This window comes from Aliiruegeria haliotis (assembly GCF_003003255.1).
GTDB lineage: Bacteria > Pseudomonadota > Alphaproteobacteria > Rhodobacterales > Rhodobacteraceae > Tropicimonas > Tropicimonas haliotis.
On the sequence record NZ_PVTD01000002.1, the window covers coordinates 264,856 to 278,337 of the forward strand.

Annotated in this window: 15 protein-coding genes; 4 read left to right on the forward strand and 11 right to left on the reverse strand. The window is 64.2% G+C overall.

Features of this window, described 5'->3' with window-relative positions; translation table 11 throughout:
- The first annotated feature begins 8 nt into the window (after nucleotides 1–8).
- Complete coding sequence (locus CLV78_RS06640; protein ID WP_106204006.1) at nucleotides 9–392, forward strand: hypothetical protein; 384 nt, start codon at nucleotides 9–11, stop codon at nucleotides 390–392.
- A gap of 148 nt (nucleotides 393–540) precedes the next feature.
- Nucleotides 541–1,080 (forward strand): adenine phosphoribosyltransferase, encoded by a 540-nt coding sequence (locus tag CLV78_RS06645; protein WP_106204007.1) that lies wholly within the window; start codon nucleotides 541–543, stop codon nucleotides 1,078–1,080.
- 228 nt (nucleotides 1,081–1,308) lie between these two features.
- On the opposite strand, the gene CLV78_RS06650 is transcribed toward CLV78_RS06645, so the two are convergent.
- The 11 genes from CLV78_RS06650 to coxB all read right to left on the reverse strand — a co-directional run bounded on the left by CLV78_RS06650 (nucleotide 1,309) and on the right by coxB (nucleotide 11,348).
- On the reverse strand, nucleotides 1,309–2,724 hold the full coding sequence (locus CLV78_RS06650) for an FAD-binding oxidoreductase (protein WP_106204008.1): 1,416 nt from the start codon (nucleotides 2,722–2,724) through the stop codon (nucleotides 1,309–1,311).
- A gap of 47 nt (nucleotides 2,725–2,771) precedes the next feature.
- Nucleotides 2,772–3,614, reverse strand: coding sequence for an MBL fold metallo-hydrolase (locus tag CLV78_RS06655; protein WP_106204009.1), 843 nt, complete (start codon nucleotides 3,612–3,614; stop codon nucleotides 2,772–2,774).
- A 188-nt stretch (nucleotides 3,615–3,802) separates the two neighbouring features.
- Nucleotides 3,803–4,387, reverse strand: a complete 585-nt coding sequence (locus tag CLV78_RS06660; RefSeq protein WP_211300956.1) for a GNAT family N-acetyltransferase — start codon at nucleotides 4,385–4,387, stop codon at nucleotides 3,803–3,805.
- The gene (locus tag CLV78_RS06665; protein WP_106204011.1) at nucleotides 4,387–5,649 is read right to left on the reverse strand and encodes a M16 family metallopeptidase; all 1,263 of its coding nucleotides are present in this window, start codon (nucleotides 5,647–5,649) and stop codon (nucleotides 4,387–4,389) included. Before CLV78_RS06665 ends, CLV78_RS06660 begins: the two co-directional genes overlap by 1 nt.
- Nucleotides 5,646–7,034 carry a threonine synthase gene (gene thrC, locus CLV78_RS06670; protein ID WP_106204012.1) on the reverse strand — a complete coding sequence of 463 codons (1,389 nt, stop codon included), beginning with the start codon at nucleotides 7,032–7,034 and terminating at the stop codon, nucleotides 5,646–5,648. Before thrC ends, CLV78_RS06665 begins: the two co-directional genes overlap by 4 nt.
- Before the next feature lie 124 nt (nucleotides 7,035–7,158).
- Nucleotides 7,159–7,830 (reverse strand): SURF1 family protein, encoded by a 672-nt coding sequence (locus CLV78_RS06675; protein WP_106204013.1) that lies wholly within the window; start codon nucleotides 7,828–7,830, stop codon nucleotides 7,159–7,161.
- Between the two features lie 91 nt (nucleotides 7,831–7,921).
- A complete protein-coding gene (locus tag CLV78_RS06680; protein ID WP_106204014.1) occupies nucleotides 7,922–8,722 on the reverse strand; it encodes a cytochrome c oxidase subunit 3 in 801 nt (266 codons plus the stop codon).
- A gap of 25 nt (nucleotides 8,723–8,747) precedes the next feature.
- A complete protein-coding gene (locus CLV78_RS06685) occupies nucleotides 8,748–9,317 on the reverse strand; it encodes a cytochrome c oxidase assembly protein (RefSeq protein WP_281261134.1) in 570 nt (189 codons plus the stop codon).
- Nucleotides 9,314–9,484 carry a hypothetical protein gene (locus CLV78_RS24130; RefSeq protein WP_170111653.1) on the reverse strand — a complete coding sequence of 57 codons (171 nt, stop codon included), beginning with the start codon at nucleotides 9,482–9,484 and terminating at the stop codon, nucleotides 9,314–9,316. The genes CLV78_RS06685 and CLV78_RS24130 overlap by 4 nt, the downstream gene beginning before the upstream one ends.
- A complete protein-coding gene (gene cyoE / locus CLV78_RS06690) occupies nucleotides 9,481–10,425 on the reverse strand; it encodes a heme o synthase (protein ID WP_106204015.1) in 945 nt (314 codons plus the stop codon). The genes CLV78_RS24130 and cyoE overlap by 4 nt, the downstream gene beginning before the upstream one ends.
- 29 nt (nucleotides 10,426–10,454) lie before the next feature.
- Nucleotides 10,455–11,348 (reverse strand): cytochrome c oxidase subunit II, encoded by an 894-nt coding sequence (gene coxB / locus CLV78_RS06695; RefSeq protein ID WP_106204016.1) that lies wholly within the window; start codon nucleotides 11,346–11,348, stop codon nucleotides 10,455–10,457.
- A 188-nt stretch (nucleotides 11,349–11,536) separates the two neighbouring features.
- Between coxB and tldD the strand changes: the two genes are divergently transcribed.
- Nucleotides 11,537–12,967, forward strand: coding sequence for a metalloprotease TldD (tldD, locus tag CLV78_RS06700; RefSeq protein WP_106204017.1), 1,431 nt, complete (start codon nucleotides 11,537–11,539; stop codon nucleotides 12,965–12,967).
- Nucleotides 12,964–13,449: a GNAT family N-acetyltransferase gene (locus tag CLV78_RS06705; protein WP_106204018.1), complete on the forward strand. Its 486-nt coding sequence runs from the start codon at nucleotides 12,964–12,966 to the stop codon at nucleotides 13,447–13,449. The genes tldD and CLV78_RS06705 overlap by 4 nt, the downstream gene beginning before the upstream one ends.
- The last annotated feature ends 33 nt before the right edge of the window (nucleotides 13,450–13,482 follow it).

Consider the following 13,482-nt stretch of genomic DNA (forward strand, 5'->3'; position numbering starts at 1 on the left):
AAATCGAAGTGTATTTGGTCAAGGTATCCGACGGTGATGTCCAGAAGCGCGACACATTCTGGGAACTCCTGACACCGAGAGTTCAGGCCGGAGTTGCCGCCCCGGTCGCGGGTGATTTGGCGTTCCTGTGGACACATGAGACTGGTCTGATTGCAGAAGTGTCGTTCTGTGATCCTGTGCGGGGGAACGCGGAGAAGATCCGGATAGTACCAAGGGCGATCTACCATCAACCTTACCTGAGACCTGAATGGCTCGCTGACGCAGATCGCGAGAAAACGACGATCCGCTCGAAGCTCAAATGCTACCGCCATTCACGAATCTGGGGGCTTTCAGACGACGAGGTCGATGAGCTGGACCGGTCTCGCAGGGAACGAGCCATTCCGGACAACTGAGCCTGTTTTCCGGTCGACGCTTGCCGGGCGGCATGTTGGCACAGTGGCGGGAGAAATCCCCTCTTCCCCCTTGCCCACACCTGTCCGGCCCTGTTGAGTGACACCGCCGCGAAACGGCGAGACAGACATTCGGAAGGAACACCTGACCATGGCCAGCCACAAGACGGTCAAGGACTACATCCGCACCATCGCCGATTTCCCGCACGAGGGGATCATGTTCCGCGACGTTACCACGCTCTTTGCCGATCCGCGCGGGTTGCGCATTGCCGTGGACCAGTTGCTGCATCCCTATGCAGGCAGGCCGATTGATTGTGTGGTCGGACTGGAAGCGCGCGGTTTCATCCTTGGCGGGGCGGTGGCGCACCAGCTGGGCATCGGGTTCGTTCCGATCCGCAAGAAGGGAAAGCTGCCCGGCCCGGTGATCTCGGAAGCCTATACGCTGGAATATGGCGAGGCCGTCGTGGAAGTCCATGACGATGCCATCGACCCCGGGGCCCGGGTGTTGGTGGTGGACGACCTGCTGGCCACCGGCGGCACCGCCGAAGCGGGCATCAAGTTGGTCGAGCGACTCGGGGGTGAGGTTGTGGGCTGTGCATTCGTCATCGATCTGCCGGAGCTTGGTGGCCGTGGAAAGCTCGAGGCCATGGGCATGGATGTCCATGCGCTCTGCGCCTTCGAAGGAGCCTAGCCGACCGCAATCAGGCAGAACTGCTGCGACAGGTCGTAGCCGGATGAGATGTCGGTCGCGCAGGACGGGATGCGCCCGGGTTGGAGCGCAACGCGTGGACTTTCTTTCGGGTGATCGCAATCACGGCTGGCAGCGGTCGCATCGCGCTCCACCACCGCTGGCTCAGTAATCAGCCCCGGCAACGGGCTCTGTCCGCCGACCTGTGACCAGCAGGCCAAGGCCCCTGCATCACCGGGTCAGAACCGCCCCCGGGTTCATGATCCCGGCTGGGTCCAGCGCGGCCTTGATGGCGCGCATCGCGGCCAGCCGACCCGGATCTCCGTAGTGCTCGAGGTCACCCACCTTCAGTCGCCCCACGCCGTGTTCGGCGCTGAAGGATCCCCCCAAGGCATGAACAAGGTCATGGACACGCCGCACTACCTCCGGTGCGCGATCCATGTAGGCTGAGCGCGCCTCGCCTTTCGGCGGGTAGACGTTGAAATGCAGGTTCCCGTCGCCGAGGTGCCCGAAGCAGTTGATCCGGAACGGGCCGACGTCCGGCACCAGCCGGAATGCGCGGTCGATGAACTCCGGCACAATGGAGACCGGCACCGAGATATCGTGCGAGCAGATGGCCCCGATCAAACGGTTGGCGACCGGGATCGACTCCCGCATTTCCCAGAACGCCAGCCGCTGCCGCTCGCTCTGCGCGACGACCCCGTCAGACACCAATCCGGCCTCGGCGGCCTTTTCGAAGATCTCCGTCAACAGCTCCTCCGGTGGCGGGCCCGCGGACACCCCCAACTCGATGAGCGTCACCCACTCGGGCAGCGTGCCAAAGGGCAGACGGACCTGCGGCATCACCTCGGCGAGAAACGCCTGCCCAGTCCGGTGGATCAGTTCGAAGGCCGATACACCCTCCGCGGCAACCTGACGGGTGATCTCCAGTAGCGACAACGCCGCCTTCGGGCTTTCCACCTGCAACACCGCTGCACCCGTGGCCCGGGGTCTGGGCGACAGCTTTAGGCTGGCTGCCGTGATGATCCCGAGCGTCCCCTCCGAACCACAGAGCAGATGGCGCAGATCGTATCCGGTGTTGTCCTTGTAGAGCCGCTTCAGCCCCCGCAGGACCGTCCCGTCCGGCAACACCGCCTCGATCCCGAGGCACAGGTCCCGGGCATTGCCGTAGCGCAGCACGTTCACGCCGCCAGCATTGGTCGCCAGCAACCCGCCGATCTGCGCCGTGCCCTCGGACGCCAGCGACAGCGGAAAGAGCCGCCCGGCAGCCTCGGCTTCATCCTGGACATGGGCGAGCACCGCCCCCGCTTCCACCTCGATCACGTTGTCCGCCGCATGCAGGGCACGGATCCCGTTCATCCGTTCCAGCGTCAGCAGGATCGGGCGAGGCAAGTCCGGCGCCACCTGGCCGCAGACCAGCCCGGTCCCGCCACCATATGGAACAACTGCCACCCGTTCACCCTGTGCGCGGCCGATGATTGTCGAAACCTCTTCCACCGATCCCGGCGCCAGAACCAGCGCGTCCGCGCCATGGAACTTCCCGCGCGGTTCCTCAAGGTATCGGGGCTCCAGCGGACGGAACACGGGCGCGGGCAAGGTGGCGCGCAGGGTCGCTTCAAAGGCCGGCGTGGCGGGGGTCAACTGCATGAATGTCTCCTCGTCCCGGTCAACCATGCTGCGGGAGGAGGATCAAGTCATCGGTCCAGATCGTCGAACCCGACATAGCGCGGTTGCAGGACGATGATCGTCGGCTCCGAGGGCAGGCTCCGCAGCGATACCTCCAGAGAGGGTTCCGGATGCTGCCGGATTCGGAAGTCGTCCTGCATACCGGCGAGAAACGCATTGAGCGAACCATAGGAGAACCAGTGCATCGGCAACACGATGGAGGCGCGCACGCGGCGCAGGATATCCATCATCACCGGCTGCGGCACAGTCATACCGCCATCGATAGGCGCCATGACCACGTCGAGCCTGCCAATGGCCGCGTATTGCTCTGGGCTCGGTTCGTGGTGCAAGTGGCCGAGGTGGCCGATGCAAAGCCCCGCCACCTCGAAGATGAAGATCGAGTTCCCGTCCTCCTCCACATCACCGCCAAACCGCCCGCGGATATCGGTGGGGACATTGCGCACCAGCATCTCGCCCAGATCGAGGTGGTGATCGGCAGGCCCGCCTTCCGGGTTCCATCCCGGCAGGACATTCGGAATGCGCGGATCCGGGGAGGCCGTCCAGTGCGAACTGTGGGCGTGGTTCATGGTCGCGACATCCGGCACGACGTCAGGCGTACCGATAAACCCCGCGTAGTCGGTCACGGCCGACAGGCCACCCTGTGTCTGAATGAGGTACATCGAATGATCGATATAACTGAGCCGCACCGTGTGATCGGGCAGAGGATCGGTGTAGCCCGCCTTCCAGACCACCTCCAGCCCCGGGGTGTTCTCCACCAGCGAAATGCAGTGGGACGGACGGCGCTCCTGCGCCTCCGCCCCCAGTGGAACGGCAAGAAACAAGGCAGCCGCGAGGGCCGTATATCTGATCATGGCGCGTCTCCGAAGGCTGGCCAACGGTCTACGGGGTCGTATGCCCCGGGATCTTCCCACGGAAACACCGGATCCCCGCATAAACTTTTCGTTGGCAGCGGTGCCGGATCGCGAAGCCCCGGCGTGTTGGGGGCAAAGGGCAAGCTCGGCCGGGCGGGTGGTTGGTCGTTTCGGCGCCTGCCGCAGACTCAACCGATCCCGGTACGTCCCCGGCGGTCGGCGCGAAGATTCGCGTAGAGCACGTGGTTGCGCCAGCGGCCGTGAATCTGCAGGTAGCTCTGCGCCACGCCCTCGTACTTGAAACCGCTCTTCTCCAGGCACCCGCGAGAGGCCGCGTTCTCCGGCAGGCAGGCCGCCTCGATCCGACTCAGGTCCAGCACGCTGAAAGCATGGTGGCTCAGGGCAGCGATGGCCTCGCGCATGTAGCCATTGCGCGCGAAAGGCGCACCGACCCAGTATCCGAACGTGCCCGATTGCGCCGGGCCGCGACGGATATTGTCGAGCGTGATCGCGCCGAGCAGCGCATCATCCGCTCGCCGTATCAGGAACAGCGGCAATGCGGTGCCCGCGGAAATCGAGCGTTGCGCCCAGAGCACCCTGTTGGTGAAGGCCTTGCGGCTGAGGTGGTCCGCCGACCAGAGCGGCTCCCACTTCTCAAGGAAATCCCGGCTGTCGCGGCGCAGGGAACTCCAGGCCCGGAAATCGGCATGGACCGGCGGGCGGAGGGTCATCCGCTCGGTCACGATCCGCACCTTCTTCCGGCCAAAGCCCATCAGGCGGCGAGCCTCTCCTGAAGACGGACCATGTCAGGCGCGTTGGCATCGGGACCGTAGAGCGCCATGGCGGATCGGCCCGACCCCGCCAGCTTTGCCGCGAAAGTCGCGACGGCCGCGCGATCCACGGCCTCGATCCGGGCGATGGTTTCTTCCAGCGGCGGCACGCGGTCCCATATCGAGACCAGCCGCGCAAGGCGTTCGGCGCGCGACGACGGGCTTTCCAGCCCCATCAGCAACCCGGCTTTCATCTGCGCGCGGGCGCGGTTGACCTCCGCGTCCGAGACATCGTCGGCGACCCGACGCAGTTCGTCGATGGTCAGTTCGGCCAACCGGCCGATATCGTCGGCGGAGGTGCCGGCATAGACGGTCATCATGCCGGTATCGGCATAGGCCCCCGCCTGCGCGAAAATGGAATAGCAGAGGCCGCGTTTCTCCCGAATCTCCTGAAAGAGCCGCGAGGACATGCCACCGCCAAGCAGCGTGGAATAGATCTGTGCGGTGTAGACATCCGCATCCGAATACGCAGGCCCTTCGAGCGCGAAGGCGAAATGGACCTGTTCCAGATCCTTGGCCTCCGATCGCTCGCCGCCGTGGAACACTGCTGTTTCATGGGTCGACAGCAGCGTGGGCTGAAGGTGTCCGAAGAGGTCTTCGGCCATCCGCATGATCTCGTCGTGATCCACCGCCCCGGCGGCGGAGAGCACCATCTGCCCCGGCCCGTAATGCTCCGTCACGAAGCGGGAGAGGTCATCGCGGTGAAAGGCGCTGACCCGCTCGGACGGTCCAAGGATCGTGCGTCCCAGCGCCTGCCCCGGATAGGCCGCCTCCTGCAACCAGTCGAAGATGATGTCGTCGGGCGTGTCGAGCGACTGGCCGATCTCCTGCAGGATGACACCGCGCTCAACCTCGATCTCGCCTTCCTCGAAGGCGGGGTTGAGGACGATATCCGCGATCACGTCCAGCGCCAGCGGCACGTCGGCCTTCAGCACCCGGGCGTAGTAGGCCGTGGTCTCGCGCGAGGTGTAGGCGTTGATGAAACCGCCCACGTCCTCGATCTCCTCCGCGATCTGGAGGGCCGTGCGCCGCGCGGTTCCCTTGAAAGCCATGTGCTCGAGGAAATGGGCGATCCCGTTCTGCTCCATCCGTTCGTGGCGGCCACCGGCGTTGACCCAGAGGCCGACAGCGGCGCTTTCCATCGAGGGCATGCGTTCGGTCACGACCCGAAGGCCATTCGATAATTTGTCCAGTCTAACCGTCAAACGGCGCGCCTTTCGCGTATCAGTTCTTCGAGGGCAGCGAGGTCGTTTTCCACGCGGCTCACACGTTCCGGACGCTCATACAGGTCCGCCATCCGATTGGGAAGGGGCGGGCGCTGGCCGGTCGCGGCCTCCACCGCATCGGGGAATTTGGCTGGATGCGCGGTGGCCAGCGTGATCATCGGGGTGGTCCCGAGGTGCTCCCTTGCGACCTTCACACCGACTGCGGAATGGGGGCAGAGGATCTCGCCGGTTTCGGCGTAGATCTGGCGGATCATCGCGGAGGTTTCCTCTTCCGAGGCGCGGCCGGAGGCGAAGGTTTCCTGCAACCCCTGAAGCGCGCCCTGGCTGATCCGGAACCCACCCTGCTCCTTCAGTTCGCCCATAAGCTGGCCAACGGCGGCGCCGTCGCGACCATAGGCATCGAAGAGCGCGCGCTCGAAGTTGGAACTGACCTGGATGTCCATCGACGGGCTGATCGAAGGCGTGACGCCGGAGGTCACGTAGCCCTGCCCGGAAAGTGCCCGGTGCAGGATGTCGTTCTGGTTCGTTGCAACCACGAGGGTTTCGATCGGCAGCCCCATGCGGCGGGCGATGTAGCCTGCGAAGATATCGCCGAAATTGCCCGTGGGTACGGTGAAAGACACCTTGCGCTGCGGCGCGCCAAGCGCCACGGCGGAGGTGAAGTAGTAGACGACCTGCGCCAGCACGCGGGCCCAGTTGATGGAGTTCACCCCGGCAAGCGCAACCTCGTCGCGGAACTCGAAATGGTTGAACATGTCCTTGAGGCGGGCCTGACAATCGTCGAAATGCCCGTCGAGCGCGAGGGCGTGGACATTGGTCTCTGCCGGGGTGGTCATCTGGCGCCGCTGCACCTCGGAGACGCGGCCATGGGGGAAGAGGATGAAGACATCCACCGCGTCGAGGCCGCGAAAGGCCTCGATGGCGGCCGAACCGGTGTCACCCGAAGTGGCGCCGACGATGGTGACCTTCTCGCCCCGGCGCTTCAGGGCAACCTGGAAGAGCTGTCCGATGAGCTGCATGGCGAAGTCCTTGAAGGCCAGCGTCGGCCCGTGGAACAGCTCCAGCAGGAAGTGGTTCGGCGCCAGCTGCACCATCGGCGCACGCGCGGCGTGTCCGAAGCCGGCATAGGCCCTGGAAATGATCTCCGCGAAGTCATCGTCCGAGAAACTGTCGCCGACGAAGGGACGCATGACGCGGAACGCGGCTTCCTCGTAGGACAGGCCGGCCAGCGCGGCGATGTCGGGCGCGCTCATCTGGGGAATGGTCTCAGGCACATAGAGGCCGCCATCGCGGGCGAGGCCGGTCAGCATGGCCTCCTCGAAGGAAAGGACGGGGGCCTGGCCGCGGGTGGAGATGTATTTCATGGCGTCTTCCTGATGGCTGCGGCGCCCTCGCACGGCGTCGCCGGGTGTGGCGAGCGCGGGAGCCTCCGGCGGGGATATTTGTGGAGAGATGATGACGGGCGGGCTGGGCCTTGCGGCTGGTGTTTCATGGGGTTCGGCGTGAGATACGCCAGAGTTGCAGCGCTGTCATCCCCAGCCAGACGATTGCCAGCCCGAACCATGTCACGGCGTAGCCAAGGTGATCGTTCGGAATGCCCGCGGTATCGACGGGCAGCGGCGTCACCGAACGCTTGGGCGGCACCGTGGCACGGGCCACGACGAGAATGGGCTCGGTTCCCAGTTCGGCGGCCATCCGGTCGAGATCGCGGGCGTACCAGTAGTTCGCCTCCACGTCGTTCTCCGGCGTGAAGCTGTCCCGGTCATCTGGCCAGTGAAGGTTGCCTCGGACGGTCAGAGCCTCGGCGGCGCGCGGCGCGTCCTTGTCCTCATCCGGAACCACGCCCTGATCGAGCAACACACGACGCCCGGACAAGGTCTCGAACGCCGTGACGATGCGGAAGCCGGGTCCGAGCTTCCGGGTGGAGATCAGCACGTGCAACTCCCGTTCGCCGGTGTGGCCCGACATCTCCACGGGCAGGTAGAGGTCGGTTTCGGCGGATGGATTTGCGGGAAGGGCCACGGGATCCGCGACGATGCGCGCCTCGATCTCGGCCAGCACGCCTTCCTTCCATGCCAGTCGCTGGACCTGCCAGACACCGAGGCTCACCAGGATCGCCGCACCGATCAATCCGATCAGCAATGTGGGTACAAGCCGCATCTTTTCCCCTGAACAAACGAAGGGGCGCGAGTTCCCCCGCGCCCCTTGGTGTTGGATCAAATCCCCTCGCCGGAGGCAAGTGATCTCTGGCTCAGCCGCCCCAGATGTAGACAGCAAAGAACAGGAAGAGCCAGACCACGTCGACGAAGTGCCAGTACCAGGCGGCGGCCTCAAAGCCGACATGGCTCTCCGGTGTGAAGTGGCCCTTGCGCACCCGCAGGTAGCACACGAACAGGAAGATCGTACCGATGATGACGTGGGCGCCGTGGAACCCCGTCGCCATGAAGAAGTTGGCGCCGTAGATGTTGCCGGCAAAACCGAAGGCGGCATGGCTGTATTCGTAGACCTGGAAGAAGGTGAAAAGCACGCCGAGCGCAACGGCCAGGATCAGCCCGGTCGCCATATCCTTGCGGTTGTTTTCGTGCACCAGCGCGTGGTGGGCCCAGGTCGCCGCACAGCCGGAGCACAGCAGGATCAGGGTGTTGATCAACGGCAGGTGCCAGGGATCGAAAGTCTCGATGCCCACAGGGGGCCAGACGCCGTCAACGGCCGGGCTTTCAGGGCCCATCGGGTAGAGCGCGTGCTTGAAGAAGGACCAGAACCATGCCGCGAAGAACATCACCTCGGACATGATGAAAAGGATGAAGCCGTATCGCAGGCCAATCAGCACGACGGGCGTGTGGTCGCCGGCCTCGTTCTCGGCAATCGTCTCCGACCACCAGGCGAACATGGTGTAGAGCACCGCCAGGAAACCGGCGAAGAAGAGGAACGGCGCGCCGCCGTGCATCCACATCACCGCGCCGAACAGCATGATGAAGGCGCCGGCAGCGCCTACGAGCGGCCAGATGGACGGCGGCAGGATGTGGTAATCGTGGTTCTTTTCATGTGCCATGTTGGTCTGTTCCCTCGCGCGTGGGTTATTTGGCAATCACAAGTGCCGCCTGCTCTTGGGGCAGGTCGATTTCATGGAAGGTGTAGGACAGCGTGATCTTGGGGGCGAATTTCGCATCCCGGTCGTTCACGATCTCCGGATCGACGTAGAAAGAGACCGGCATCATGACGCTCTCCCCCGGTTGCAGCACCTGCTCTTCGAAGCAGAAGCAGTCGATCTTGACGAAATAGGCGCCGGCATCGAACGGCGTGACGTTGTAGCTGGCCGATCCCGCGATGGGACGGTCGGTCGGGTTGCTGGCCTCGTAGAAGGCGAGGCCGGTTTCGCCGATGCGGATTTCCATCTCTCGCTGCATGGGCTTGAACTGCCAGGGCATTCCTGCCGCGAGCGAACCGTCGAAGCGAACCTTGATGGTCTTGTCGAGGATCTCCTCGGAGCCACCGTCCGCGGTATTGGTCGTACCGCCATAACCGGTGACCCGACAGAAATAGTCGTAGAGCGGCACGGATGCCCAGGCCAGAGACCCCATCAACACCACCACGCTCACCGTCTGGGCAAGCGTCCGCTTCGGTCCCTTGAGCCTCGAGAAGATCACTGACCGGCCTCCTGTGTGACCATACCGGTGCCCAGCACATCCTCGCCGTTGCCCACCTTGACGATGGTCATGCCGAACACGATTCCGACAAAGGCGATCAGCACCAGGCCAAGCCCGAGGTTGCGCGAGCGACGGCGGTCGTGGATTTCATGGGTCGCGCGGATCATGCCGCACCTCCGGTCAGTCCGAGTCCCCGCAGGGCGGCATCCGCCAGCAGGGCCGAGAAATGCAGGAACAGGTACCACAGCGACAGCTTGAAGAAGCGCTTTTCCTCGCCATAGGCATCCGCCTCGGCTTGCGGCGTGTCCCGTTTCCAGAGCTTCCAGGCCCCGACGAGGAACCGGAAATTCAGCACCAGCGCGGCGGTCAGGTAGACCGGCCCGCCAATCGTGGTGAAGGCCAACCCCAGAGAACATGCAGCCAGAAGCACCGTGTAGCCCAGGATGTGGCGTCGGGTGGCGTCGTGCCCGTGAGTCACGGTCAGCATAGGCACCCCGGCGTCGTCGTAGTCGGACTTCATGAACAGTGCCAGCGACCAGAAATGCGGCGGCGTCCAGATGAAGATCAGCATGAACATCAAAACCGACTCGACCGAAACTCCACCCGTGGCGACGGCCCAGCCGATCATCGGCGGGAAGGCCCCTGCAGCACCGCCGATCACGATGTTCTGAGGAGTCCAGCGTTTCAGCCACATCGTGTAGATCACAACGTAGAAGAAGATGGTGAATGCGAGCAGTCCCGCCGCAACCAGATTGGCCGACAGCGCCAGCATCATGACCGACAGGCCCGACAATGCCAGGCCAAGCCCCAGCGCTTCGCCCTCGCTGACCTTGCCAGAGGGGATCGGGCGCTTGGCCGTGCGGCGCATGATGCGGTCGATATCGGCGTCCCACCACATGTTCAGTGCCCCCGAGGCACCACCGCCGATTGCGATGAAGAGCACCGAGGTAAAGACGATGAACGGATGCACCGGAACCGGCGCAACCAGCAGCCCCACCAGTGCAGTGAAGACAACCAGCGACATCACGCGGGGCTTGAGCAGCGCGACGTAGTCGGCAAACTCCGGTTCCGCGCTGCGGGTCAGGTTATGAAGGCTCGTGTCACTCATGGCTTACCCCTAGGCCGGCAAGGGCCGGCTTACTCGGCCGCGGCGACGTTGATGGCGCGCGGGGTGCCCGCGTATTCCTCGATCGCCTCGTCAAGCCAGGCCTCGTAGGCCTCCTCACTTACCACCTTCACGGTGATCGGCATGTAGGCGTGGGCAATTCCGCAAAGCTCCGAGCACTGGCCGAAATAGACGCCCTCTTCCTCGGCCTTGAACCACAGCTCCGCAAGGCGGCCCGGGACGGCATCCTGCTTCACACCGAAGGCGGGAATGGTCCACGCATGGATCACGTCGGCGCCGGTCACCTGCATGACGATGGTCTTGTTCACGGGCACAACGACCGCGGTGTCGGTTGCGAGCAGGAAGTGCTCCTTCTCGTAGCCTGCCTCGACAAGCTGTGCCTCGACTTCCGGGGTCAGCTTGTTCTCGGCATCGGCCCCGATCATGTAGCTGTCGAAGGCAAAATCGTGGTCGGTGTACTCATAGCCCCAGTACCATTGGTAGCCCGTCGCCTTGATGGTGACGTCCGCTTCCGGGATGATCTGCTGCTTGAACAGGACCGGCAACGAGAACGCACCGATGAAGACGAGGATCACGATCGGAACGATGGTCCACGCGACCTCAAGCGGAGAATTGTGAGTGAAACGCGCAGGCTCCGGATTGGCCTTGCGGTTGTGGCGAACGATCACCCAGCCCATCAGCGCCATCACGAAAATCACGATGGCAAAGATGATGTAGTTCAGCAGCCCATCCAGCCACTGCAGGTCGCGGGCCAACTCGGTGGCGGCGATCTGGAAGCCGGTCCCACCGGGCTCGGGCGCCCCTTTGATCTCCAGCGCGGGTGTCTCTTGCGCCATGGCCGTGCCAGCCGTCACAAGTCCCGCAAGGGCAGCCGATAGGCCGCTCTTCAGCATCGAAATTCGCATCAATTCTTGTCCCGTTCGCTTTTCGGCCGAAACCGAACAGGGCCTCCTCCCAGATGGCCTTGGCCGTCGGGTCGGAAGTAGCCCGTTGTGTCCTGCGGTCTAGAGACCATATTACGCAAAACTGCACAACCCGGTGATTTGCGTCAACGAGTCACCTGCGAATATGTTGATTTCACGGAGGTGCCACCTTGACCGAGCCTGACAATTCCGCCTTCCGCCCCTTCGAGACGCTCCTCGATGCGGACGCGGCGCTCGCTACCCTGAAGGCGGCCACCGATGGTGCCGATGACGGTGAACTTTTCCTTGAACGCAAGCGTTCCGAAGCACTTGTCTTCGATGATGGCCGTGTGAAGACGGCCAGCTATGATGCGTCCCAGGGCTTTGGCCTGCGTGCCGTTCGAGGCGAAACCGCCGGCTATGCCCATTCGACCGAGATCACCGAAAACGCCCTGAAACGCGCCGCTGAAACGGCACGGCTTGCCGTGGGTTCCGGTGGCGGAACGCTTGCCGGGCCACCTCAGGCCACGAATCGCAAGCTCTACGCGGATGCCGATCCGATCGCCGATGCGACCTTTCCCGTGAAGATCGATGTCCTTCGCGAAATCGATGGCTTTGCACGCGGGCTGGACAAGCGCGTCGTTCAGGTCTCGGCCACCCTCGCCGCCTCGCTCCAGGAGGTCGCGATCCTGCGCCCCGACGGCACGTTGGTGACCGACTGCCGCCCCATGAGCCGCCTGAACGTGAGCGTGATCGTGGAGCAGGACGGCCGCCGCGAGCAGGGCGGAACCGGCGGCGGCGGTCGATCCGGCCTCGATGGCCTGATCGACCGCTCCCACTGGGAAAGCGTTGCGCGAGAGGCGCTGCGGATCGCACTCGTCAACCTCGAAGCTGAACCCGCCCCCGCGGGCATCATGGACGTGGTGCTCGGCCCGGGGTGGCCCGGCATTCTGCTGCACGAGGCCATCGGTCACGGGTTGGAAGGCGACGCGAACCGCAAACATACGTCCGCCTTCGCCGGACTCATGGGCCAGCAAATCGCCTCGAAGGGTGTAACCGTCCTCGACGACGGCACTATTCCCGACCGCCGCGGCTCCATCAGCGTAGACGACGAGGGCACCCCCTCCGCCCGCAACGTGCTGATCGAAGATGGCGTTCTCACCGGTTTCATGCAGGACCGTCAGAACGCACGCCTGATGGGAGTGGCTCCCACCGGCAACGGTCGCCGCGAAAGCTACGCCCATCCACCTATGCCGCGCATGACCAACACCTACATGCTCGCAGGCGACGCCGAACCGTCCGCGATCCTGTCGGACCTCAGGGACGGCCTCTATGCCGTCGGGTTCGGTGGTGGCCAGGTCGATATTACCAACGGCAAGTTCGTCTTCTCCTGCACTGAAGCCTACCGGGTGAAGGACGGAAAGATCGGTGCGCCCGTCAAGGGGGCGACCCTGATCGGCGACGGCCCCACCGCGCTGCGCAACATCACCGCCATCGGAAACGACATGGCGCTCGACCCCGGCATCGGCAATTGCGGCAAGGCGGGCCAGTGGGTGCCGGTCGGGGTTGGCCAACCGACGCTCGCAATCGGCGGCCTCACCGTTGGCGGCTCTGCGGCGTGAGTCACCTGCGTGATGCGACGGTCGGCGATATCCCTTCGCTGACCGATCTCTGGCACGCCGGGTGGCACGAGGCCCATGCAGACCATGTGCCCCCGGCCCTTTTGCAACAGCGTACCCAGGACAGTTTCCGGGTCCGGCTGGGGCGAATGATCTCCAGCATTCGGGTTGCCGTGGACGCCACCGGCGGGATTGCCGGTTTCTGCGCCATCAGGACGGCGGACCAGGGGGAGTTGGATCAGCTCTTTGTTTCTCCGGAGGCTCGTGGAGGCGGCACAGCTGCCGCCCTGCTTGCTGATGGCGAGCATCGTCTCAGGGTCAGCGGATGCGCCACTCCGACTCTAAAGTGCCTGCCGGAAAACACCCGCGCTGCACGGTTTTATGCTCGGCAGGGATGGCTGTCGCGCGGCGTGTCAGAGGTCAAAGTCGAGACCATTGACGGCCCCTTCCCCCTCCGGTGCATCGTCTTCCAGAAGAGTCTTTGAGCCCCCGGACAAGGGCCGATCCGACGCCCTTTG

Coding starts and splice junctions, on each gene's coding strand:
- cyoE (WP_106204015.1), bottom strand. CDS start 10,425: ATGAGTGACACGAGCCTTCATAACCTGACCCGCAGCGCGGAACCGGAG.
- CLV78_RS06660 (WP_211300956.1), bottom strand. CDS start 4,387: ATGGGCTTTGGCCGGAAGAAGGTGCGGATCGTGACCGAGCGGATGACC.
- CLV78_RS24130 (WP_170111653.1), bottom strand. CDS start 9,484: ATGATCCGCGCGACCCATGAAATCCACGACCGCCGTCGCTCGCGCAAC.
- CLV78_RS06655 (WP_106204009.1), bottom strand. CDS start 3,614: ATGATCAGATATACGGCCCTCGCGGCTGCCTTGTTTCTTGCCGTTCCA.
- CLV78_RS06675 (WP_106204013.1), bottom strand. CDS start 7,830: ATGCGGCTTGTACCCACATTGCTGATCGGATTGATCGGTGCGGCGATC.
- CLV78_RS06645 (WP_106204007.1), top strand. CDS start 541: ATGGCCAGCCACAAGACGGTCAAGGACTACATCCGCACCATCGCCGAT.
- CLV78_RS06650 (WP_106204008.1), bottom strand. CDS start 2,724: ATGCAGTTGACCCCCGCCACGCCGGCCTTTGAAGCGACCCTGCGCGCC.
- thrC (WP_106204012.1), bottom strand. CDS start 7,034: ATGAAATACATCTCCACCCGCGGCCAGGCCCCCGTCCTTTCCTTCGAG.
- coxB (WP_106204016.1), bottom strand. CDS start 11,348: ATGCGAATTTCGATGCTGAAGAGCGGCCTATCGGCTGCCCTTGCGGGA.
- CLV78_RS06680 (WP_106204014.1), bottom strand. CDS start 8,722: ATGGCACATGAAAAGAACCACGATTACCACATCCTGCCGCCGTCCATC.